Origin of the sequence: Pseudomonas sp. 57B-090624 (assembly GCF_003234055.1) — a bacterium.
Taxonomy (GTDB): Bacteria; Pseudomonadota; Gammaproteobacteria; order Pseudomonadales; family Pseudomonadaceae; genus Metapseudomonas; species Metapseudomonas tohonis.
This window is the reverse complement of the sequence record NZ_QKRU01000038.1, coordinates 47,547-69,325: the sequence shown is the minus strand read 5'-3', so window position 1 is coordinate 69,325 and position 21,779 is coordinate 47,547. Positions and strand designations below refer to the sequence as shown.

The following is a 21,779-nucleotide window of genomic DNA, read 5'->3' as shown; positions in this document are numbered from 1 at the left end:
GGCCGGGGCGGGGCGCTCGGGGGCGACGGTCTTCACCGCGGCTTCCTGGCGGACCAGGGTGCGGGTGGCGGCGGCCGGCTGGTGATCCTCGGTTTCGGTCGGGGTCATCTCGTAGCTGGACTGGCCGTTCATCACTTCCGGGCTGTCATCGCGCAGGCGCTGCACTTCGAAGTGCGGCGTCTCGAGATGGTCGTTCGGCAGGATGACGATGCGGGCGCGGGTACGCAGCTCGATCTTGGTGATGCTGTTGCGCTTCTCGTTGAGGAGGAAGGCGGCAACCGGGATCGGCACCTGGGCGCGAACTTCCGCGGTGCGGTCCTTCAGGGCCTCTTCCTCGATCAGGCGCAGGATCGCCAGCGACAGGGACTCGACGTCACGGATGATGCCCTGGCCGTTGCAACGGGGGCAGACGATGCCGCTGCTCTCGCCGAGGGACGGGCGCAGGCGCTGGCGGGACATTTCCAGCAGGCCGAAGCGGGAGATGCGGCCGACCTGGACGCGGGCGCGGTCGGCTTCCAGGGCTTCGCGGACCTTCTCTTCCACGGCGCGCTGGTTCTTGGCCGGGGTCATGTCGATGAAATCGATGACGATCAGGCCGCCGATATCGCGCAGGCGCAGCTGACGGGCGATTTCCTCGGCCGCCTCCAGGTTGGTCTGCAGGGCGGTTTCTTCGATGTCACCGCCTTTGGTCGCACGCGCCGAGTTGATGTCGATGGACACCAGGGCTTCGGTCGGGTCGATGACGATGGAGCCGCCGGACGGCAGCTTCACTTCGCGCTGGAAGGCGGTTTCGATCTGGCTTTCGATCTGGAAGCGGTTGAACAGCGGAACGCTGTCCTGATAGAGCTTGATCTTGTTCTGGTACTGCGGCATCACCTGGCGGATGAAGCTCAGGGCTTCTTCCTGGGCTTCCACGCTGTCGACCAGTACTTCACCGATGTCCTGGCGCAGGTAGTCGCGGATGGCGCGGATGATGACGTTGCTTTCCTGGTAGATCAGGAACGGGGCGCCGCGTTCGCCGGAGGCTTCCTTGATGGCGCTCCACAGCTGCAGCAGGTAGTCCAGGTCCCACTGCAGCTCTTCGCTGGAGCGGCCCAGGCCTGCGGTGCGTACGATCAGGCCCATGTCGGCCGGGGCGTTCAGGCCGTTCAGGGCTTCACGCAGTTCGTTGCGCTCTTCGCCTTCGATGCGACGGGAGATGCCACCGGCACGTGGGTTGTTCGGCATCAGCACCAGATAGCGGCCGGCGAGGCTGATGAAGGTGGTCAGGGCTGCGCCCTTGTTGCCGCGTTCTTCCTTCTCGACCTGGACGATGACTTCCTGGCCTTCGTTGAGCACGTCCTTGATGTTGACGCGCCCCTCGGGGGACTTCTTGAAGTACTCGCGGGAGATTTCTTTCAGCGGCAGGAAGCCGTGACGATCGGCGCCGAAGTCGACGAATGCGGCCTCGAGGCTAGGCTCGATGCGGGTGATGCGGCCCTTGTAGATGTTGGCCTTTTTCTGTTCACGGGCGCCCGACTCGATATCCAGGTCGTACAGGCGTTGGCCGTCGACCAGGGCAACACGCAACTCTTCGGGCTGAGTTGCGTTAATCAGCATTCTTTTCATGTAGTACCGTCGGTTTCCGGGGCTGCCGGAAACGGCGATCAGCACACACGACTCTCGCGGTCGGTGTCAGGTGCGCGTCAGGAGCGGCATGCCACTCCCGTGTCCAGCGACATCCAGGCCAGTAGGGCCGGGGTCGCGACGACGTCTCCTGCTTGCTGTTGTCGTAACAGAAGCACGTTGTCAGGAGGAGGAATCAGCCATCGGTAGCGGACGAGATAAAGCGTCTTGATTGAAGCGTTTGCTACGCAGTCCGACGGTTGTGCATCTCCACCCTACACTTGTCCCTTGAAAATCGGGTGCCGCTCGCAGAATCCGTAGCGGGTTGCATTTACCGCGACTGCCCCTAGGGGATTGTCGCGCGTCATGGCTCAAGGCGTTTTTCTCTGGATATTCGCGCTCTGTGCGGCGAGATATTCTGAAGGACGGCCTGACGTCCTGAATGGGTTGCACGTGGCTGGGATGGCAGTTTTGGCGATCATCCGGGGCACGGCCGCTTTTGGCGGCGTTCGCGACTATAGCAGTAATCATTAAGTGCTTCAATTCCATAAAAAATTGTTATGATGCCCGCCATGACTACTCCTCCCTCCCCAACCTCCAGCGTCCAGCTGCTTGAGGTTGCGCCGGAATATGCCGGCCAGCGAATCGATAATTTCCTGCGCACACAGCTCAAGGGTGTTCCCAAGACGCTGGTCTACCGCATCCTTCGCAAGGGTGAGGTGCGGGTGAACAAGGGGCGGATCAAGCCCGAGTACAAGCTCCAGGCCGGTGACATCGTTCGTGTGCCGCCCTTGCGGCTGGCCGAGCGTGATGAGGCGGCGCCCGTGGCGCAGGGCATGCTCGAGCGCCTGGAGGCGGCGATCGTCTACGAGGACAAGGGCCTGATCGTGCTCAACAAGCCGGCCGGTATTGCCGTGCACGGCGGCAGTGGGTTGAGCTTCGGTGTGATCGAGGCGTTCCGCCAGTTGCGCCCTGATGCCAAGGAGCTGGAGCTGGTGCACCGGCTGGATCGGGATACCTCCGGCCTTCTGATGATCGCCAAGAAGCGCAGCATGCTTCGTCATCTCCACGAGGCCCTGCGCGGCGATGGCGTCGACAAGCGCTACATGGCACTGGTTCGCGGAAGCTGGCCGACCTCGAAGAAGAAGGTCAGCGCGCCGCTGCTTAAGAACAATCTGCGCTCGGGTGAGCGCATGGTCGAGGTCAATGACGAGGGCAAGGAAGCGCTGACCGAATTCCGTGTGCTGCGCCGCTTCGGCGAGTTCGCCACGTTGGTCGAGGCGAGTCCCATCACCGGGCGGACCCACCAGATCCGCGTACACACCCGTCACGCCGGCCATGCCATCGCGGGTGACCCCAAGTATGGGGACGAGGATTTTTCCCGCGAGATCCGTGAGCTGGGCGGCAAACGCCTGTTCCTGCACGCCTACGCGCTATCGCTGGTGTTGCCGGATGGCGCGCCGCTGCAGGTCGAGGCGCCGGTAGATGAGATGTGGGAGAAGACCCTGGAGCGCCTCGGTGCCTGACTATCGCCTGCTGGTATTCGATTGGGACGGCACGCTGGTGGATTCCATCTCGCGCATCGTTGAATCCCTGCAAGTCGCAGCCGAGGCTTGCGGGTTGCCGCAGTTGGGCGAGTCGGCCCTGAAAGGCATCATTGGCCTCGGCCTGCCCGAGGCGATTCGCGTGCTTTATCCCGGGTTCGACGACCCCGTGGCAGTCCAGCGCTATCGAGAGGTCTACGGAGCCCATTACAGTCGGCTGGAGGCGCAGCCTTCCGCGTTGTTCCCAGGTGTGCTGGGCGCTCTCGAAGGCTTCCGAAATGAGGGATATCTGCTGGCGGTCGCTACCGGCAAGACCCGGCGCGGCCTGGATCATGTGCTGGCTGGTCGTGGCTGGCTCGATTACTTCGATATCACCCGTTGCGCGGACGAGACCGCGAGCAAGCCGGATCCGCGCATGCTGCACGAGATTCTCCAGCATTGCCGTGTGGATGCCGGGCAGGCGTTGATGGTCGGTGACTCGCCCTTCGATCTGCGGATGGCTCGCCGGGCGGGGATGGATTCTGTGGCGGTGGGGTACGGCGCCCAGTCCCTGGATGTGTTGCGTGGGGAGTCGCCGCGACTGGCGATCGAGCATTTCGATGAATTGCGTCACTGGCTCGCTGGTGGTGCGAACAAACACACTATGAAGGTGGATCTGCATGTCGGATGAATGGAAGGCTTCGACGCCTGCGGGCGGTGACGATGACAAGAGCTGGAAGTTGCTGGAAAAGGCCGTGCTGGCGGGTGTTCAGGAGCAGCGTCGCTCGCGTCGCTGGGGCATTTTCTTCAAGGTACTGACCTTCCTCTACCTGTTCGTGGCGCTGGCGCTCTTCTCGCCGCTTTTCGATCTGCAGAAGACTGCGGCGCGGGGCGAGAACCACACGGCGCTGGTCGAAGTGAAGGGCATGATCGCCGATGACGAGGCTGCCAGTGCCGACAATATCGTCGGCAGCCTGCGCGCTGCCTTCGAAGATCCTAAGACCAAGGGCATCGTCCTGCGCATCAACAGCCCGGGTGGTAGCCCGGTGCAGTCCGGCTATATCTACGACGAGATCCGGCGGCTGCGTGGGGAGCACGCGGATATCAAGGTCTATGCGGTGATTACCGACCTGGGGGCCTCTGGTGCCTACTACATCGCCAGCGCCGCCGATGAGATCTATGCCGACAAGGCCAGTCTGGTCGGTTCCATCGGTGTTACTGCCGCGAGCTTCGGTTTCGTCGACCTGATGGGTAAGCTGGGTGTCGAGCGTCGTGTCTACACCTCGGGTGAGCACAAGGCCTTCCTCGATCCCTTCCAGCCACAGAAGGCCGAGGAGACCCAGTTCTGGCAAGGCGTGCTCGATACCACTCACAAGCAGTTCATCGAAAGCGTGAAGAAAGGTCGTGGTGATCGCCTGAAGGTCGAAGGGCATCCGGAGCTGTTCAGTGGCCTGGTCTGGTCCGGAGAGCAGGCCCTCGAGCTGGGCTTGGTGGACAAGTTGGGTAGCACCAGCTTCGTTGCGCGCGAAGTGATCGGCGAAAAGGAGATCGTCGACTACACCAAGCAGGAGACGCCCTTCGATCGCTTCGCCAAGCGGCTCGGTGCCAGCGTGGCGGAGCGCCTGGCCCTATGGATGGGGTTCCAGGGGCCGAGCCTGCGCTGACCCATCGCTGCCTATATATAAGGAAGAGCCCGGCCCGTGCCGGGCTTTTTCGTCAGGGTAGCGCCAGGCCTTCTTCGAGCAGCATGTCGACCAGGCGGATCAGCGGCAGGCCCACCAGGCTGGTGGCGTCCTCCCCCTGGGTGGAACGGAACAGGCTCACGCCCAGTCCTTCGGCCTTGAAACTGCCGGCGCAGTCGTAGGGCTCTTCGGCATGGAGGTAGCGCTCGATGGTTGCTTCGTTCAGGGAGCGGAAGTTCACCGTGAAGGGCACGCAATCCACTTGGCAGCGGCCGCTGCGGGTGTTCAGCAGGGCGAGGCCGGTGAGGAAGGTGACGCTGGTGCCGCTGGCGGCCAGCAGCTGGCTGCGGGCGCGCTCGAACTCCAGGGGCTTGCCGAGTATCTGCTCGCCGAGGACGGCTACCTGGTCGGAACCGATGATCAGGTGCTGGGGGTGCAGGTCGGCCAGGGCGCGTGCTTTTTCTTCGGCCAGGCGGCGTACCAGTTGTTCGGCTGTTTCGTGAGGGTGGCGGGTTTCATCGATGGCCGGCGCGCTCCATGTGAAGGGCAGGCGAAGGCGTTCAAGAAGCTCGCGGCGGTATGGCGAGCTGGATGCGAGCACCAGAGGTGGCATGCTGATCTCCCAGTCAGGAAGCGGGAATTCTATAGCCCTAGCCGCATGGCGGACAGGGCGGAATTTGTTTTGACAGGTGCTGGGTGCATCCCTAGAATGTCGCGCCTATGTTGAATGGGCCGATTCCACCTCACGTCGATCCGCGCAAGATGGCTGATCGCGGCGTAACCCTCCAGGGCGAGCTGCAACTCTCCAGTCTTGAGCGTCTCTGCGACCCGCTTGCCGATAATGCAGGCATCGTACGCACGAAACTTGTTTTCGGGCGCGACGAGCGCAGGACTGCGATTATTCGCAGTGAAATCGATGTCGAGGTCAAGATGGTGTGCCAGCGTTGTCTGGAGCTGGTCGTGCTGCCGATCCACAGTGAATGCACGTACGCCGTGGTGAAGGAAGGCGCGGACAGCGAGTCACTGCCCAAGGGCTATGACGTGCTGGAAGTGGGTGAGGATCCTCTGGATCTTCTGACTCTGGTCGAGGATGAGCTCTTGCTCGCCTTGCCCATTGTTCCGGCCCATGACCCTGAAGATTGCCAGCAGCCGGAGGGGCTTGATGAGCCCGAGCCGAGTGAGAACGAGGTGACGCGGTCCAACCCGTTCAGTGTATTGGCGCAGTTAAAGCGTGACCCAAACGTTTAGGAGTTAATTGATTATGGCTGTTCAGCAGAACAAAAAATCCCGCTCTGCCCGCGACATGCGTCGTTCCCACGATGCCCTCGAGGCCAACGCCCTGTCCGTCGAGAAGAGCACCGGTGAAGTGCACCTGCGTCACCACGTATCCCCGGAAGGCGTATACCGTGGTCGCAAAGTGATCGACAAGGGCGCTGACGAGTAATCCTTGTCCGCTCCGATCATCGCGATTGACGCAATGGGCGGGGACTTCGGTCCCCGTTGCATTGTTCCTGCCAGCATCGCCTGTCTGGCTGAGTTCCCCTCGCTCCATCTCATTCTTGTCGGCCAAGCCCATCTGCTCGAAGAGCTGATCGCCCGTGAAAACGGTGTCGACCGTCAGCGGCTTTCCGTCGAGCATGCATCCGAAGTTGTCGGCATGGACGAGCGCCCGTCCCAGGCGCTGCGCGGCAAACCCGACTCCTCCATGCGCATTGCCCTCGACCTGGTTCGTGCAGGTCGTGCCCAGGCTTGCGTCAGCGCCGGCAATACCGGTGCGCTGATGGCGCTATCCCGCTACATGCTCAAGACCCTGCCGGGCATCGATCGCCCTGCGATGGTCAGTGCCGTGCCCACGGCCAAGGGGCATTGCCATCTGCTGGATCTCGGTGCCAACGTCGATTGCAGTGCCGAGCACCTCTATCAGTTCGCCGTCATGGGCTCGGTCGCGGCCGAAGCGCTCGGGGTGTCGCGCCCGCGTATCGCGTTGCTCAACGTCGGCACCGAGGACATCAAGGGCAATCAGCAGGTCAAGCTGGCGTCCAGCCTGCTGCAGCAGGCCGAGGGCCTGAATTACATCGGCTATATAGAAGGCGACGGTCTGTACCGTGGCGAGGCCGATGTGGTGGTATGCGACGGTTTCGTCGGCAACATCCTGCTCAAGTCCAGTGAAGGCCTGGCGTCGATGATCTCCGCCCGTATCGAGGCGCTGTTCACCGACAACCTGGGCTCGCGCATGGTCGGCGCCCTGGCGCTGCCGTTGCTGCGGCGCTTGCAGGGTGACCTGGCGCCTGCCCGGCATAATGGTGCGAGCTTTCTCGGCCTGCAGGGCATCGTGGTCAAGAGTCACGGCGCCGCTGGCTCCGACGGTTTCCAGAGCGCCATCCGCCGCGCGCTCATAGAGATCCGCGAGAACCTTCCCCAGCGCCTGCACGGGCGTCTCGAGGATCTGTTGCTCTAGGATGTGACCGCCGTCTGCGGCCTGTCATCCAACTGTCAGTTCCTTGCGCTTGGCTATGCCCGGCGCTCCCGTACACCGATCAAGGCAAACAAGGGAATAGTTCCGATGTCCGCATCCCTCGCATTCGTTTTTCCCGGCCAGGGCTCACAGTCCCTGGGCATGCTGGCCGAGCATGGCGCTTCGCAGAAGCTGGTCCTGGATACCTTCGCCGAAGCCTCCGAAGCCCTGGGCTACGACCTCTGGGCTCTGGTCCAGCAGGGGCCGGAAGAAAGCCTGAACCAGACCGACAAGACCCAGCCTGCCATCCTCACCGCCTCCATTGCACTCTGGCGCCTGTGGCTGGCCGAGGGGGGCGCGCGCCCGGCCTATGTCGCCGGTCACAGCCTGGGTGAGTACTCGGCGCTGGTCGCCGCCGGCAGCCTGGGCTTCGCCGATGCGGTGAAGCTGGTCGAGCGTCGCGGCCAACTGATGCAGCAAGCCGTTCCGGCAGGGCAGGGCGGCATGGCCGCCATCCTCGGCCTGGAAGATGCCGACGTGCTCGCTGCGTGCGACGAAGCTGCGCAGGGGGATGTGGTCAGCGCGGTCAATTTCAACGCACCCGGCCAGGTGGTGATCGCCGGTAGCGCCGTTGCCGTCGAGCGTGCCATCGACGCCTGCAAGGCCCGTGGTGCCAAGCGCGCCATGGCGCTGCCGGTCAGCGTACCCTCCCATTGCGCACTGATGCGCCCGGCCGCCGAACGCTTCGCCGAGTCGGTCGAAGCCATCGCCTGGCAGGCTCCGCAGATCCCGCTGGTGCAGAACGTCAGCGCCGCTGTCGTGGCTGACCTCGGCGTCCTCAAGGGCGACCTGCTGGCCCAGCTCTACAGCCCCGTTCGCTGGGTCGAGTCCATGGTCCGCCTGTCGGAGCAGGGCGTGACCGAGTTGGTCGAGTGCGGCCCCGGCAAGGTTCTTTCCGGCCTGAACAAGCGCTGCGTGAAGGGCATCGGTACGCACAATCTGGATACCCCCGACGCTTTCGCAGCCGCTCGTGCTGCGTTGGCCTGAGCAAGGAGAAGACTATGAGTCTGCAAGGTAAGGTCGCCCTGGTCACCGGTGCGAGCCGTGGCATCGGTCAGGCCATCGCGCTGGAACTGGGTCGCCTGGGTGCCGTCGTCATCGGCACCGCCACCACCCCGAGCGGTGCCGAGCGCATCGCCGAATACCTCAAGGAAAATGGCGTCCAAGGCGCCGGCCTGGTGCTCGATGTCAGCAATGACGAGTCCGTCGCCAGCACCCTTGAACACATCCAGCAGCACCTCGGCCAGCCGTTGATCCTGGTGAACAACGCCGGCATCACCCGCGACAACCTGATGCTGCGCATGAAGGACGACGAGTGGTTCGACGTCATCAACACCAACCTCAACAGCCTCTATCGCCTGTCCAAGGCCGTGCTGCGCGGCATGACCAAGGCGCGCTGGGGTCGCATCATCAACATCGGCTCGGTGGTGGGTGCCATGGGCAACGCCGGGCAGGTGAACTACGCCGCCGCCAAGGCCGGCCTGGAAGGCTTCGGCCGCGCACTGGCCCGTGAAGTCGGCTCCCGCGCCATCACCGTGAACTCGGTGGCGCCCGGTTTCATCGATACCGACATGACCCGCGAGCTGCCGGAAGCCCAGCGCGACGCACTCCTGGGGCAGATTCCGCTGGGTCGCCTGGGACAGGCCGAGGAGATCGCCAAGGTGGTCGCATTCCTCGCTTCCGATAGCGCATCCTACGTGACCGGGGCTACTATCCCTGTGAACGGCGGCATGTACATGAGCTGAATGTGACGATTCCCTTCAGGAAACTGTCATAGGAGCTGTCTAAAATCCGGTACATACGTGCAATTGGGTTATGGACGGGTCCAGACGGGGCCTGGAGGGGTTGGCATCCCGCTTGAAATGCGGAAAACCCTTTCTATACACTGCAGCCCAAGCTGCACGGATTTTTCCATAGGAGTGAAAACAAGGTATGAGCACCATCGAAGAACGCGTCAAGAAAATCGTCGCCGAGCAACTGGGCGTTAAAGAAGACGAAGTAACCAACAGCGCTTCCTTCGTCGAAGACCTGGGCGCCGACTCCCTTGACACCGTTGAGCTGGTGATGGCTCTGGAAGAGGAATTCGAGACCGAGATCCCGGACGAGCAAGCTGAGAAGATCACCACCGTTCAGGAAGCCATCGATTACATCAACGCGCACGCGCAATAAGTAATCGTCGATTCCCGACTCGGAAAAGCCGCACGACCGTCAGGTCGTGCGGCTTTTCTTTAAGTGTCATCCAACCGCCGTGTAGAAATTGAGGAGAGCACAGTGTCGCGTAGACGCGTCGTGATCACTGGCCTTGGCATGCTGTCGCCGCTGGGCACCAACGTCCCGGACAGCTGGCAGGGCATTCTGGCTGGCCGCAGTGGCATCGGCCTGATCGAGCATATGGACCTTTCCGCCTACTCCACCCGCTTCGGTGGTTCGGTGAAGGGCTTCGATGTCGAGCAGTACCTGTCCGCCAAGGAAGCTCGCAAGCTCGACCTGTTCATCCAGTACGGCCTCGCTGCCAGCTTCCAGGCTGTGCGTGATTCCGGCCTGGAAGTCACCGACGCCAATCGTGAGCGCATCGGTGTGGCCATGGGCTCCGGTATCGGCGGCCTGACCAATATCGAGAACAACTGCAAATCGTTGATCGAGCAGGGGCCGCGGCGTATTTCGCCTTTCTTCGTTCCCGGTTCGATCATCAACATGGTGTCCGGCTTCCTGTCGATCCACCTGGGGCTGCAGGGGCCGAACTACGCCATCGCCACCGCCTGCACCACGGGCACTCACTGCATCGGCATGGCCGCACGCAACATCGCCTATGGCGAGGCCGACGTGATGATCGCCGGCGGTTCCGAGATGGCCGCCTGTGGCCTCGGCCTGGGTGGTTTCGGTGCCGCGCGGGCGCTGTCCACGCGCAACGATGACCCTGCCGCCGCCAGCCGCCCCTGGGATCGTGGTCGTGATGGCTTCGTGCTTTCCGACGGCGCCGGTGCGCTGGTCCTCGAGGAGCTGGAGCACGCCAAAGCCCGCGGCGCCACCATCTATGCCGAGCTGGTCGGCTTCGGCATGAGCGGCGACGCCTTCCACATGACCTCGCCGCCGGACGATGGCGCCGGCGCCGCGCGCTGCATGCGCAACGCCCTGCGCGATGCCGGCCTGAACGGTGACCAGGTGCAGTACATCAATGCCCATGGCACCTCCACCCCTGCCGGCGACAAGGCGGAGGCCGCAGCGGTCAAGAGCGTGTTCGGCGATCATGCCTACAAGGTCGCGGTGAGCTCCACCAAGTCCATGACCGGCCACCTGCTGGGTGCCGCCGGTGCCGTCGAGGCGATCTTCAGCGTGCTGGCGATCCGCGACCAGGTGGCACCGCCGACCATCAACCTGGATGACCCGGACGAGGGGTGCGACCTGGACTTCGTGCCCCACGAAGCCCGCTCCATGCCCATCGACGTGGTCCTGTCCAACTCCTTCGGTTTCGGTGGCACCAACGGCTCCCTGGTGTTCCGCCGGTTCGCCGATTGATGCTGGCCTGGGTCGACGGCCTGCCGGCCGGCTCGCTGTCTCTCAAGGATCGCGGGCTGGCCTACGGCGACGGGCTGTTCGAGACCATCGCCGTGCGCGGTGGTCGACCCGGGCTGCTGGAGCGTCATCTCGCGCGCCTTGCCGAAGGTGCGCGTCGCCTGTCCCTCGAACTCGACCTGCACCTCGTGCGTGAAGAGCTGCTGGCGTTCTGCGCCCAGCAGGGCGAGGGCGTCGCCAAGCTCCTGGTGACCCGCGGCGACGGCCTGCGCGGCTATGCACCGCCCAGCACGCCGCCCCGGCGCATCCTCATGGGCAGTGCCCACCCCGCTTATCCCGAAGCCAATGCCCAGCAAGGCGTCGAGCTCTTCCCCTGCGCCACGCGCCTGGCCGAGCAGCCCCTGCTTGCAGGCCTCAAGCACCTCAACCGCCTGGAGCAGGTGCTGGCCCGAGCGGAATGGCAGGACGCTCGCTTCGCCGAAGGGCTGATGCGTGACGTATCCGGTCGGGTCATCGAAGGGGTGTTCAGCAACCTCTTCCTGGTCAGTGGCGGCGTAGTGATCACCGCCGATCTCACGCGCAGTGGCGTGGCCGGCGTGATGCGGGCCGAGCTGCTGGAGCAGGCATCGGCCCAGGGCATCGCTACTCGCGTGCGTGATATCGAGTACGAGGAACTGCTGGGAGCCGACGAAGTCTTCCTCTGCAACAGCCTCTACGGCGTCTGGCCCGTGCGTGCCTTCGCCGGGCGCGACTGGTCGGTCGGGCCGCTCACCCGTAAACTGCAGGCCCTTGCCCGCGCCCTACTGGATTGCTGATTCGTGATACGCAAATTGCTCGTGCTGCTGCACAGTGGCCTGATCCTCGGCGGCCTGGTGTTCGCCTATGCCGGTTGGCAGCAGCGTGAAGCCCTGAAGCAACCGCTCGTTCTCGCCGGGGAGCAATTGCTCGATGTGCCGGCCGGGTCCACCCCCGGTGGCCTGCTCAACCGGCTGGAAGAGGAGGGCGTGATCCAGGATGCGTTCTGGTTGCGCCAATATTGGCGCTTCAACCTCGCGGGGCAGTCGCTGCACAGCGGCGAATACCGCATGACGCCGGGGATGGACGCCGCTCAATTGCTGAGCCTCTGGCAGCGTGCCGACGTGGTGCAGTACAGCCTGACGCTGGTGGAGGGCTGGAATTTCCGTCAGCTGCGTGCGGCCCTGGCCAAGCAGCCCAAGCTGGAGCAGACCCTGGCGGATGCCAGCGATGCCGAGCTGATGAAGCGGCTCGGCCTGGAGGGGCAGCACCCCGAGGGGCGTTTCTTCCCCGATACCTATCGCTACGTGCGCGGCATGCGTGACATCGACCTGCTCAAGCAGGCCCACCAGCGTCTCGAACAGGTGCTGGAGAGCGAATGGGCGAAGCGGGCGGATGACCTGCCCTACGCCGACCCCTACCAGGCGCTGATCATGGCGTCGATGGTGGAGAAGGAGACCGGCGTGCCCAGCGAGCGCGGCCAGATCGCCGGTGTCTTCGTGCGTCGCCTGAAGCTCGGCATGCTGCTGCAGACCGACCCCACGGTGATCTACGGCCTGGGCGAGCGCTACGCCGGCAAGATCACCCGTGCCCACCTGCGTGAAGCCACGCCTTACAACACCTACGTGATTGCCGGCATGCCGCCGACCCCCATCGCCATGGTCGGTCGCGAGGCGATCCACGCCGCCTTGCACCCGGTGGATGGCAAGAGCCTCTACTTCGTGGCCCGTGGCGACGGCAGCCACGTGTTTTCCGAATCGCTCGCCGACCACAACCAGGCGGTGCGTGAATACCAGTTGAAGCGGCGCGCGGACTATCGCTCCAGCCCCGCTCCCATCACCAACAAGGACACCCCGTGAGCGGCCTGTTCATCACGCTCGAAGGTCCCGAAGGGGCCGGCAAGAGCACCAATCGCGACTTCCTCGCCGAGCGCCTGCGCAGCCACGGCATCGACGTGCTGCTGACCCGCGAACCCGGTGGCACGCCGTTGGCCGAGCGCATCCGTGAACTGCTCCTGGCGCCCAGCGATGAAGCCATGGCCGCCGATACCGAGCTGCTGCTGATGTTCGCTGCCCGCGCCCAGCACATCGCCGGGGTGATCCGCCCGGCGCTTGCCCGGGGCCAGGTTGTGCTTTGCGACCGTTTCACCGATGCCACCTACGCCTACCAGGGCGGAGGGCGAGGGCTGCCCGTCGAGCGCATCGCGTTGCTGGAGAACTTCGTCCAGGGCGAACTGCGTCCTGACCTGACCCTGGTCTTCGACCTGCCCGTGGATGTCGGCCTCAGCCGTGCCGCCGCACGCGGTCGCCTGGACCGTTTCGAGCAGGAAGACCGCAGCTTCTTCGAGGCCGTGCGGCAGACCTACCTGCAGCGGGCCGCCGCAGCACCTGAACGCTACCGTGTGCTGGATGCCGCCGCCCCGCTGGCCGACGTCCAGCAGACCCTCGAAGCCCTGCTGCCCGAACTGCTGGAGCGTTGCCGTGGCTGAAGCCTATCCCTGGCAGGAATCGCTCTGGCAGCACCTCGCCGGTCGTCCGCGCCATGCCCACGCCTATTTGCTGCATGGCCCGGCCGGCATCGGCAAGCGGGCCCTGGCCGAGCGCCTGATGGCGCGTCTCCTGTGCCAGAAGCCCGAGGGCCTCGATGCCTGCGGCCAGTGCAAGTCCTGCTACCTGCTGGCCGCCGGTACCCACCCGGACAACTTCGTGCTGGAGCCGGAAGAAGCGGACAAGGCGATCAAGGTCGACCAGGTCCGCGAGCTGGTCGAGTTCGTGGTGCAGACCGCACAACTCGGTGGGCGCAAGGTCGTCCTGCTCGAACCCGCCGAAGCGATGAACCTGAACTCCGCCAACGCCCTGCTCAAGAGCCTGGAAGAGCCTTCGGGCGACACCGTGCTGCTGCTCATCAGCCACCAGCCCAGCCGGCTGCTGCCGACCATCAAGAGCCGCTGCGTGCAACAGGCCTGCCCACTGCCGGGCGAGGCCGACAGCCTGGCCTGGCTGGCGAAGGCACTGCCGGATGCCGACGAGCAGGTCCGTCGGGACCTGCTGGTGCTGGCCGGCGGCTCACCGCTCACCGCGCAGCGCCTGCACGGCCAGGCGGTGCTGGAGCAGCGCGCCCAGGTGGTGGACGGGGTGAAGAAGCTGATCAAGCAGCAGGTGGGGGCCAGCCAACTGGCCGAAGGCTGGAACGCCGTGCCGCTGATCCTGCTGTTCGACTGGTTCTGCGATTGGGCACAACTGATGTTGCGTTACCAACTGACGGGCGATGAAGACGGCCTGGGCATGGCCGACATGCGCAAGGTCGTCCAGTACCTCGCCGGCAAGGCACCCCAGCACAAGGTGCTGGGGTTCCAGGACTGGTTGCTGCAGCAGCGGCAGAAGGTACTGGGCAAGGCCAACCTCAACCGTGTCTTGCTTCTCGAAGCCTTGCTGGTGCAGTGGGCAAGCCTGCCCGGACCGGGCTAGAATCCACCGCTGAGCCAGCTAGCCAGGAAAGCCGCATGAGCCTGCCACCCAATCTGGGCCCGCGTAACGGGATCCTGTCCTTGACCATCAAGGACAAGTCCGTGCTGTATGCCGCCTATATGCCCTTCATCAAGAACGGCGGCCTGTTCATCCCGACGAACAAGAGCTACAAGCTCGGCGACGAAGTGTTCATGCTCCTCAACCTCATGGACGAGCAGGAAAAGATCCCGGTGGCCGGCAAGGTCGTCTGGATCACCCCGAAGGGCGCCCAGGGCAACCGTGCCGCCGGCATCGGCGTGCAGTTCAACGATGGCGACACCGGTGCGCGCAACAAGATCGAGACCTACCTCGCAGGCGCCCTCAAGTCGGACCGCCCCACCCACACCATGTAAAGCCGCGCCGGCCCCTCGTGGCCGGCGCCTGCTGACGTCCAAGTGATCCGAACCATGCTGGTCGATTCCCACTGCCATCTCGATCGCCTCGATCTCGCCGCTCATGGCGGTTCCCTCGATGCGGCGCTCGAGGCTGCCCGTGCCCGCGGTGTCGGGCAGTTCCTCTGCATCGGCGTCAGCGCCGACAACGCCGCCGCGGTCAAGGACCTGGCCAGCCGCTATGCCGACGTGCATTGCTCCGTTGGCGTGCACCCGCTGGACCTGGCCCCCGGTGAAGCACTGGCGCTGGACTGGCTGCTGGGTGAGCTCGACCATCCCCGCGTTGCCGCCATCGGCGAGACCGGCCTCGACTACCACTACGAGCCCGAGGCCGCCGAGTTGCAGCAACAAGCCTTCCGCCTGCATCTCGAAGCCGCCCGCATCACCGGCAAGCCGGTGGTCGTGCACACCCGCGAGGCGCGCGCCGATACCCTGGCGCTGCTGCGCGAGGCAGCGCTGCCCCAGGCGGGCGTGCTGCACTGCTTCACCGAGGATTGGGAAATGGCCAAGGCGGCCCTGGACATCGGCTTCTATATCTCGCTGTCCGGCATCGTCACCTTCCGCAACGCCGAAGCGCTGCGCGAAGTCGCCCGGCAGGTGCCGGCCGACCGCCTGCTGGTCGAGACCGATTCGCCCTACCTGGCCCCCATTCCCCATCGAGGCAAGCCCAACCTGCCCGAGTACGTGCGGGAGGTCGCCGAGTTCCTCGCCCAGCTGCGCGGGGTGGAGTTCGAGCGCTTCGCCGAGCAGACCACCGCCAACTTCCGGCGCCTGTTCCCCTTGGCGCGCCTGGCGGGTTGAAACTCGCGGGCAAAAAAAACCCGGGTTCTGGGGGATGAATCCGGGTCAAGACCATTAGGAGTAAAACAAAGGTACGCGATCCTCGGTACCTTGACTGGTGGGGCACTTGGGGGGAGATGCCGCACGCCAGTCATTTGAGTATTGGTCAATATCCCCTACCGTCCAGACGCGATTGCTCGTTTTTTAAACAGATTTGGAATACGCGCAGGGCGTCTGAGTCCTCAAGCGTCTGCCGACTGGGCCTGTGCCCGCTGGTGACGGCCTTGCCTCTTCCTGACCGGGCTGCGCTCAATGGTCGCACCCCGAATCCATGCGCTGGCGTGCGTCATCTTATGCGGGTGGTGTGGCGTTGTGATCCGAAAGCCTACTGCGGGCGCGCTTCGCGTTCATCGGTATTACCGCTGCAAGCCATCTGGTTCGCGGTTTCCAGAGCGTTCGAGCGCGCCCTGAAACATGTCGAACCCATCTGGCAATAGGCTCATAGTCGGATGTTCCGTGCATTTTGGCGCTAATTAGGCATAATACGCGGCTTGATTTTTGACCCTACAGTCCCTTTATGCAGAAAGAACCCCGTAAAGTCCGTGAGTTCCGCCGTCGCGAGCAGGAAATCCTCGACACCGCCCTGAAACTGTTCCTGGAACAGGGTGAAGACAGCGTCACCGTCGAGATGATCGCCGACGCGGTGGGCATCGGCAAAGGCACCATCTACAAGCACTTCAAGTCGAAGGCGGAGATCTACCTGCGCCTGATGCTCGATTACGAGCGTGACCTGAACGAGCTGCTGCATTCGGCGGATGTGGACCGTGACAAGGAAGCGCTGTCGCGCGCCTATTTCGAATTCCGCATGCGTGACCCGCAACGCTACCGCCTGTTCGACCGCCTGGAAGAGAAGGTGGTGAAGAACAGCCAGGTGCCCGAGATGGTCGAGCAACTGCACAAGATCCGTGCGTCCAACTTCGAGCGCCTGACCCAGCTGATCAAGGGTCGCATCGCCGAAGGCAAGCTGGAGGACGTCCCACCCTACTTCCACTACTGCGCGGCCTGGGCCCTGGTGCATGGCGCCGTGGCGCTCTACCACTCGCCGTTCTGGAGCAACGTCCTCGAGGACCAGGAAGGCTTCTTCCAGTTCCTGATGGACATCGGCGTGCGCATGGGCAACAAGCGCAAGCGCGAGAATGACGCCCCATCGGGCTGAGTGATCGCGCCCAGCCGGATGGCAAATGCATGGGACTGGCGATGGGGCGGCGATATACTTCGCCCCATTCCCCGTCGGAGCGTCCCATGATCGTCGACCGCCAAGGCAGGCGCTTCCGCAACCTGCGCATCAGCCTGACCGCCGCCTGCAACTACGCCTGCACCTACTGCGTGCCGGACGGCAAGCGCCTGGTCGCGGCACAGGACGAGCTTTCCGCCGAGGCCATGGTGCGCGGCGTGTCCTACCTGATGGAGGCCGCCGGCATCGAGCGCCTGCGCATCACCGGCGGCGAGCCGCTGGTGAGCCCCAAGCTCGATCACTTCCTTCGCGGCGTCAGCGGCCTCGGCCTCGATGACATCAGCCTCACCACCAACGGCCAGCTGCTCTCGCGCAAGCTGCCGCTGCTGGTCGATTGCGGCATCCGCCGCCTCAACGTTTCCCTCGACACCCTGGATGCCGATGCCTTCCGGGGAATCGCCCGTGGCGGTGACTTGAAGACCGTGCTGCAGGGGCTCGCCGAGGCCCGGGCGGCGGGGCTGAAGATCAAGCTCAACATGGTGCCCCTGCGTGGACAGAACCTGGACCAGGTCATGCCGCTGCTGGAGTACTGCCTGGAGAACGGCTTCGAGCTGCGCTTCATCGAGCTGATGCGCATGGGCCACCTGGCTCGCGATGGCGTCGGCTTCCAGCAGCAGTTCGTCGGCCTCGACGAGCTGCTCCGGCTGATCGGCGAGCGTCACGAATTCGTCCAGGCCGAGGCGCCGGTGGATGCCACCGCGCTGCGCTATGCGATTCCCGGCCAGGGGCATTTCGGCATCATCGCCAACGAGAGCGTGCCGTTCTGCCGGACCTGCTCGCGCCTGCGCCTGTCCTCCACCGGCTGGCTGCATGGCTGCCTGTCATCGAGCAACCGTCACTACGTCGGCGACCTGCTGGACAAGCCTCGCCACCAGGCCCTCCCGGGCCTGCAGCGGCTACTGGTCAAGGCCCTGGCGGACAAACAGGACATCGCCTTCTCCGGCGGCGTCACCGTCATGAAGATCATCGGCGGCTGAACGCCCGATCCCGATGGGTGCGGCGCCGCAGTTCAGGTCGCATGCCTGCGCTCCTCGTAGGCATCGTCCTCCACCAGCAGCGCCTCGATGGCGGGGAAGCAGCTCTCCATCGCGGCGACGAGCCTCGGATCGAAGTGGCTTCCCGCCTGCTCGCGGATGAAGGCCTGGGCGCGAGCGCTCTCCCAGGCCCGCTTGTAGGGGCGGTCCATGCGCAGCGCATCGTAGACATCGCAGAGGGCGACTATCCGCGCCGAGAGGGGGATGGCCTCGCCGACCAGGCCACGTGGGTAGCCGCTGCCGTCCCACTTCTCGTGGTGGCAGTAGGCGATCTCGGCGGCCATCTCGCTGAGCTCGGTGCCGGGGTCCTCGTGCAGGATGGTGTAGCCGATCACCGGGTGTTCCATCATCTGGCTACGCTCCTCCGCCGTCAGCGTGCCCTGCTTGAGGAGGATGCCGTCGCTGATGCCTATCTTGCCCAGGTCATGCATCGGGGCTGCCAGCCGTATCGTCTCGCACCAGGCGCTGGGCATGCCCAGCTTGGCGGCCACCATCGCGGCGGATTCCCCGATGCGCATGATGTGATCGCCAGTGTCGTTGTCGCGGTAGCAGGCGGCCCTGCCCAGCGCGCGTATGGCCGAGCGGTAGCTTTCCTCCAGTTGGGCCGTTCGGGCCTGTACCTTGCTCTCCAGGTCCCGATTGAGCTGCTCGAGGCTGGCGGTGGCGTGCGCCAGGCTCAGGCAGTTGCGCATCCGCAGGAGCAGTTCGGGCAGGTCCACCGGCTTGGTCAGGTAATCGTTGGCACCCAGTTCGAGACCACGCCGACGGTTTTCCGGGTCGTTCAGCGCGGTGAGGATTATCACCGGGCAGCGCGAACGGTTCCGGCCACCCAGATGGCCAAGGATTTCAAAGCCATCGGGTGCCGGCATGTCCAGGTCGAGCAGCAGCAGGTCCCATGGATTGGACCTCAACCATTCCAGGCCCGCTGCGGAATCGGTGAAGCTGGTGACATGGCGCAGGCCGAACGCCTTGACGCTGGATTCCAGGAGCCGGAGGTTGGCCGGGATGTCGTCGATGATGACGATGCGGGTTTCCGGGGGGATGCTAGAGAACATCTGACTCCTCCTGAATCATCAGCGCGCTGACCAGCTCGCGCATCTCGTCGATGTTGATCGGCTTTCTCAGCACCGCCTTGAAGGCGTAGTGCTGCAGGGCGCGATGATCCGGTGCTTCGCTGAGCAGGATGACGGGGATGTCGCCGCCTCCGGGGAGCGTCTTCAGGCGATCGGTCGCTTCGGCGCCCGGCACCGTGCAGTCCATCAGGAGCAGGTCCGGGAGCTCCTTGTCCAGCGCCTGCGCAAGCCCGTCGCCATGCTCGAACGGTGTCACCCGGGCGACACCGCGAAGCGCCTGCGCCACCCGTTGCTGGCTGGCCGGCTGATCATCGAGGTAATACACGCTCAGTGGCCTTGGCCCACGCTGCCTGGGCGTCTCCTCGGGAGCGAGGGAGAGCTCGATCCAGAACCGGCTGCCCACGCCCGGCTCGCTGTGCAGGCCCATGCAGCCCTGCATCAGTTCGGCCAGCTCGCGACACAACGACAGCCCGATCCCGGTGCCCTGGATGGACGTGTTCTCCTTGCCCAGGCGCTGGAAGGGTTCGAACAGCGCTTTCTGCAAGGCCGGCTCGATGCCTTCGCCGCCATCTTCCACGTAGAGGCGCAAGCGGCCGCCGATGGTTTCCGTGCCCATCGCCAGCAGGCCGGCAGGGCGGTTGTACTTGATGCCGTTGGACAGCAGGTTGATCAGCACCTGGCGCAGGCGCCTCGCGTCGGCCATGACGTGCACCGGCCCGTCCGGCAACTGCACGTGCAGGTCGAGGCCCGCCGTCTCCGCCTGTGCCCTGATCATCTCGGAGCATTCGAGCATCAGTGCACCGATCTCCACCGAGCGCAGGGTGAGCCGGGGGGCCTCGGCCTGCAGGCTGGACCAGTCCAGCAGATCGTCGACCAGTTGCCCCAGGTGTCCGCTGGCCAGCAGGATCTCGTCCAGGGGCTGCGTATCCGCCTGCTCCTCCTCGGCCTTCATGCGCAGCAGCTGTGCGAACCCGTGGATGGCGTTGAGCGGCGTGCGCAGCTCGTGGCTGATGCTGGAGATGAAACGCGATTTCGCCTGGCTGGCGGCCTGGGCCTCGCGCGTGCGATGACGGAGGTCCTCCTCCACCTGCTTGAGTACCTGGATGTCCACGAAGGTGCCGGCGGCAAGGCGCCTGTCGGGCTCCTGCTCCAGATGGAGTATCCGGCCGCGGCAGAGCATCCAGATGATCGACTCGTCAGGCCCGAGCACACGCAGCTCGAGATCGATGCGGGTGAGGTTGCCGATCCGCAGCCCCTGCAGTGCGGCGTCGAGCCTGGGAACGTCCTCGGGAGCGATGCGGGAGAACAGGTCCGCCCGGGCCAGCTCGCTGTCAGGCAGTTTGAAGCGTTTGCCGAACTCCCCGCGAAAAAGCAGGCGGTCCTTCGCCAGGTCGTACTCCCAGAGCCCGGCGGTGACGCTTTCGATCACCAGCTCCAGGCGTTGCTGGGTCGAGCTGCGCTGCATTTCGCTGAGATTGAGCTGCTCGCCCATGACCATCACGGATTCGGCCATCTGGTCCAGTTCATGGATAGAGGACACCGCACGCCTCGGGTGCCATTCACCCCTGCCGATCCTTCTCAGCATCTCGGCGATGCCGTCGATCGAGTCCCGCAGCTTCTCGCTCAGGCTTCTCGCCCTTATCCACATGTAGGTGAAGAAGCAGAGATAGAAACCGATCATCCCGGCGATCAGCAGGTAGCCGATCGCCTGGTAGTGGCCGGCCAGCGAGTTCGTCGCCGCCATCACTTCGCTCTTGTCCGCCAGGGCGACCAGGCGCCATCCGGCGGGTTGGATCTCGTCCCAGGCAACCAGGTGCGTCTTGCCGCGCAGGGTGATCTCCGCATGGCCGCCGGGATTTTCCGCGAGCAGCCCGGCCAGGGCCCTGGTATCGGGACGGCGGTCCAGGTTGAAGTCGTCCGGCTTGAAGCGTTCGGTGCGGACCGCCTCCCGGTAGGTGTGCCCCGTCAGTTCCCGCAAGTCGAAGTCATGCTCTGCCGCACGGGGCAGCGCCAGGATGTTCATGTCCTTGCTGACGAGCACCAGGTAGCCGCCCCAGCCGATATGCAGCTTGCCGATCTCCTGGAGGATGCCGTCCACCGTGAGGTCCATCCCGACCACGCCCTCCAGGAAGCCGTCGCGGTAGACGGGGAAGATCGAGGATGCCATCCAGCCGTTGCCGGCCGGGTCGAGGTAGACGTCGGTCCAGCGCTGCAGGCGATCCGGGTTGTGGGCCGCATCCGCCAGGTAGTAGAAGTTGTAAGCGGGGATGCGCATGTTGTGCGGGTACAGCAGGTCGGTGCGAAACCACGGGTAGATCCTGTTGTAGCTGTCCCAGGCATTGAAATAGAGGCTGGAGATCAGCGGCTGGTGACGCTTCATCTCCTTCATCAATGGGTCGAGCATCGAGAGCCGTCGCGCCCTTTCCTGGCTGGCCTTGCCGGCGGACGAAAGGCTGGAGTAGAACGATGCCGCCCCGCCCAGGTCCTCGGGGCTGTAGCGGGCGCCATCCTCGGTGGTGGCGAGCTGCTCGATGGGCGCGAGGGAGGCAGTGGAAAGTGCCAGCTCGGCCAGGTGGCCGAACAGTTCGGTGTTGCTCGCGATGTGCGCCAGGTGGTCCTGGATGATCTGGGCGTTCTGGTTGGCCGTAGCCTCCAGGCTGTCGAGTGCGTTCTGCTGCAGGTAGGTGATCTGGGCATCGCGCATCTGCTGGTTGCTCAGCAGGTAGCAGGCGATCAGTACCGTTTCGACCAGGATCAGCGGCAGCAGCGCGCTCTGCACGAAGGCTTTCCAGATCCACTGGCGCAGGCCGATCTTGCGGGCGATTCCACTCATCTACCTTTCCTTGC

22 protein-coding genes are annotated in these 21,779 nt (G+C 64.5%); 18 read left to right on the top strand and 4 right to left on the bottom strand.

The features are described 5' to 3' along the window. The coding region (gene rne, locus DMX10_RS18605; protein WP_111262442.1) for a ribonuclease E at nt 1–1,608 on the bottom strand (1,608 nt) is incomplete at its 3' end. A gap of 569 nt (nt 1,609–2,177) precedes the next feature. On the opposite strand from rne, the gene rluC reads away from it, so the two are divergent. From rluC to sppA, 3 genes are read left to right on the top strand one after another with little or no spacing between them, the layout of a single operon-like run. Then, nucleotides 2,178–3,131 carry a 23S rRNA pseudouridine(955/2504/2580) synthase RluC gene (rluC, locus tag DMX10_RS18595; RefSeq protein ID WP_111262441.1) on the top strand — a complete coding sequence of 318 codons (954 nt, stop codon included), beginning with the start codon at nt 2,178–2,180 and terminating at the stop codon, nt 3,129–3,131. Beyond that, nucleotides 3,124–3,819: an HAD-IA family hydrolase gene (locus DMX10_RS18590; protein WP_111262435.1), complete on the top strand. Its 696-nt coding sequence runs from the start codon at nt 3,124–3,126 to the stop codon at nt 3,817–3,819. Before rluC ends, DMX10_RS18590 begins: the two co-directional genes overlap by 8 nt. Next, nucleotides 3,809–4,792: a signal peptide peptidase SppA gene (sppA, locus tag DMX10_RS18585; RefSeq protein WP_111262434.1), complete on the top strand. Its 984-nt coding sequence runs from the start codon at nt 3,809–3,811 to the stop codon at nt 4,790–4,792. Before DMX10_RS18590 ends, sppA begins: the two co-directional genes overlap by 11 nt. A gap of 52 nt (nt 4,793–4,844) precedes the next feature. On the opposite strand, the gene DMX10_RS18580 is transcribed toward sppA, so the two are convergent. Then, the gene (locus DMX10_RS18580) at nt 4,845–5,423 is read right to left on the bottom strand and encodes a nucleoside triphosphate pyrophosphatase (RefSeq protein ID WP_111262433.1); all 579 of its coding nucleotides are present in this window, start codon (nt 5,421–5,423) and stop codon (nt 4,845–4,847) included. Between the two features lie 107 nt (nt 5,424–5,530). Here DMX10_RS18580 and DMX10_RS18575 point away from each other — a divergent pair, with 107 nt between their 5' ends. From DMX10_RS18575 to DMX10_RS18505, 15 genes are all read left to right on the top strand, one after another. Further along, nucleotides 5,531–6,058 (top strand): YceD family protein, encoded by a 528-nt coding sequence (locus tag DMX10_RS18575; protein WP_111262432.1) that lies wholly within the window; start codon nt 5,531–5,533, stop codon nt 6,056–6,058. Nucleotides 6,059–6,071: 13 nt separating this feature from the next. After that, entirely contained in the window at nt 6,072–6,254 is a 183-nt protein-coding gene (gene rpmF, locus DMX10_RS18570) for a 50S ribosomal protein L32 (protein WP_013791824.1), read from the top strand. Nucleotides 6,255–6,257: 3 nt separating this feature from the next. Continuing rightward, nucleotides 6,258–7,268 carry a phosphate acyltransferase PlsX gene (gene plsX / locus DMX10_RS18565; protein WP_111262431.1) on the top strand — a complete coding sequence of 337 codons (1,011 nt, stop codon included), beginning with the start codon at nt 6,258–6,260 and terminating at the stop codon, nt 7,266–7,268. Between the two features lie 105 nt (nt 7,269–7,373). After that, the gene (fabD, locus tag DMX10_RS18560; RefSeq protein WP_111262430.1) at nt 7,374–8,312 is read left to right on the top strand and encodes an ACP S-malonyltransferase; all 939 of its coding nucleotides are present in this window, start codon (nt 7,374–7,376) and stop codon (nt 8,310–8,312) included. A 14-nt stretch (nt 8,313–8,326) separates the two neighbouring features. Further along, complete coding sequence (gene fabG, locus DMX10_RS18555) at nt 8,327–9,070, top strand: 3-oxoacyl-ACP reductase FabG (RefSeq protein ID WP_111262429.1); 744 nt, start codon at nt 8,327–8,329, stop codon at nt 9,068–9,070. 187 nt (nt 9,071–9,257) lie between these two features. Continuing rightward, nucleotides 9,258–9,494, top strand: a complete 237-nt coding sequence (acpP, locus tag DMX10_RS18550) for an acyl carrier protein (RefSeq protein ID WP_016493661.1) — start codon at nt 9,258–9,260, stop codon at nt 9,492–9,494. A 102-nt stretch (nt 9,495–9,596) separates the two neighbouring features. Beyond that, nucleotides 9,597–10,841 carry a beta-ketoacyl-ACP synthase II gene (fabF, locus tag DMX10_RS18545; protein ID WP_111262428.1) on the top strand — a complete coding sequence of 415 codons (1,245 nt, stop codon included), beginning with the start codon at nt 9,597–9,599 and terminating at the stop codon, nt 10,839–10,841. Continuing rightward, complete coding sequence (pabC, locus tag DMX10_RS18540; RefSeq protein ID WP_111262427.1) at nt 10,841–11,653, top strand: aminodeoxychorismate lyase; 813 nt, start codon at nt 10,841–10,843, stop codon at nt 11,651–11,653. The genes fabF and pabC overlap by 1 nt, the downstream gene beginning before the upstream one ends. A gap of 3 nt (nt 11,654–11,656) precedes the next feature. Next, nucleotides 11,657–12,712 (top strand): endolytic transglycosylase MltG, encoded by a 1,056-nt coding sequence (gene mltG, locus DMX10_RS18535; RefSeq protein ID WP_111262426.1) that lies wholly within the window; start codon nt 11,657–11,659, stop codon nt 12,710–12,712. Next, nucleotides 12,709–13,341: a dTMP kinase gene (gene tmk, locus DMX10_RS18530; RefSeq protein WP_111262425.1), complete on the top strand. Its 633-nt coding sequence runs from the start codon at nt 12,709–12,711 to the stop codon at nt 13,339–13,341. Before mltG ends, tmk begins: the two co-directional genes overlap by 4 nt. Continuing rightward, entirely contained in the window at nt 13,334–14,320 is a 987-nt protein-coding gene (locus DMX10_RS18525; protein WP_111262424.1) for a DNA polymerase III subunit delta', read from the top strand. The genes tmk and DMX10_RS18525 overlap by 8 nt, the downstream gene beginning before the upstream one ends. 35 nt (nt 14,321–14,355) lie before the next feature. Beyond that, nucleotides 14,356–14,712, top strand: a complete 357-nt coding sequence (locus tag DMX10_RS18520) for a PilZ domain-containing protein (protein ID WP_021217603.1) — start codon at nt 14,356–14,358, stop codon at nt 14,710–14,712. Between the two features lie 54 nt (nt 14,713–14,766). Next, nucleotides 14,767–15,552: a TatD family hydrolase gene (locus tag DMX10_RS18515; protein WP_111262423.1), complete on the top strand. Its 786-nt coding sequence runs from the start codon at nt 14,767–14,769 to the stop codon at nt 15,550–15,552. Between the two features lie 556 nt (nt 15,553–16,108). Next, entirely contained in the window at nt 16,109–16,747 is a 639-nt protein-coding gene (locus DMX10_RS18510; RefSeq protein WP_021217601.1) for a TetR/AcrR family transcriptional regulator, read from the top strand. An 86-nt stretch (nt 16,748–16,833) separates the two neighbouring features. Next, complete coding sequence (locus DMX10_RS18505) at nt 16,834–17,802, top strand: GTP 3',8-cyclase MoaA (RefSeq protein WP_111262422.1); 969 nt, start codon at nt 16,834–16,836, stop codon at nt 17,800–17,802. A gap of 32 nt (nt 17,803–17,834) precedes the next feature. Here the strand turns inward: DMX10_RS18505 and DMX10_RS18500 are convergent, their stop codons facing one another. Both DMX10_RS18500 and DMX10_RS18495 read right to left on the bottom strand, forming a co-directional pair. Beyond that, nucleotides 17,835–18,914: an HD domain-containing phosphohydrolase gene (locus DMX10_RS18500; protein WP_111262421.1), complete on the bottom strand. Its 1,080-nt coding sequence runs from the start codon at nt 18,912–18,914 to the stop codon at nt 17,835–17,837. Continuing rightward, the gene (locus DMX10_RS18495) at nt 18,904–21,765 is read right to left on the bottom strand and encodes an ATP-binding protein (RefSeq protein WP_111262420.1); all 2,862 of its coding nucleotides are present in this window, start codon (nt 21,763–21,765) and stop codon (nt 18,904–18,906) included. Before DMX10_RS18495 ends, DMX10_RS18500 begins: the two co-directional genes overlap by 11 nt. Nucleotides 21,766–21,779: the final 14 nt, after the last annotated feature.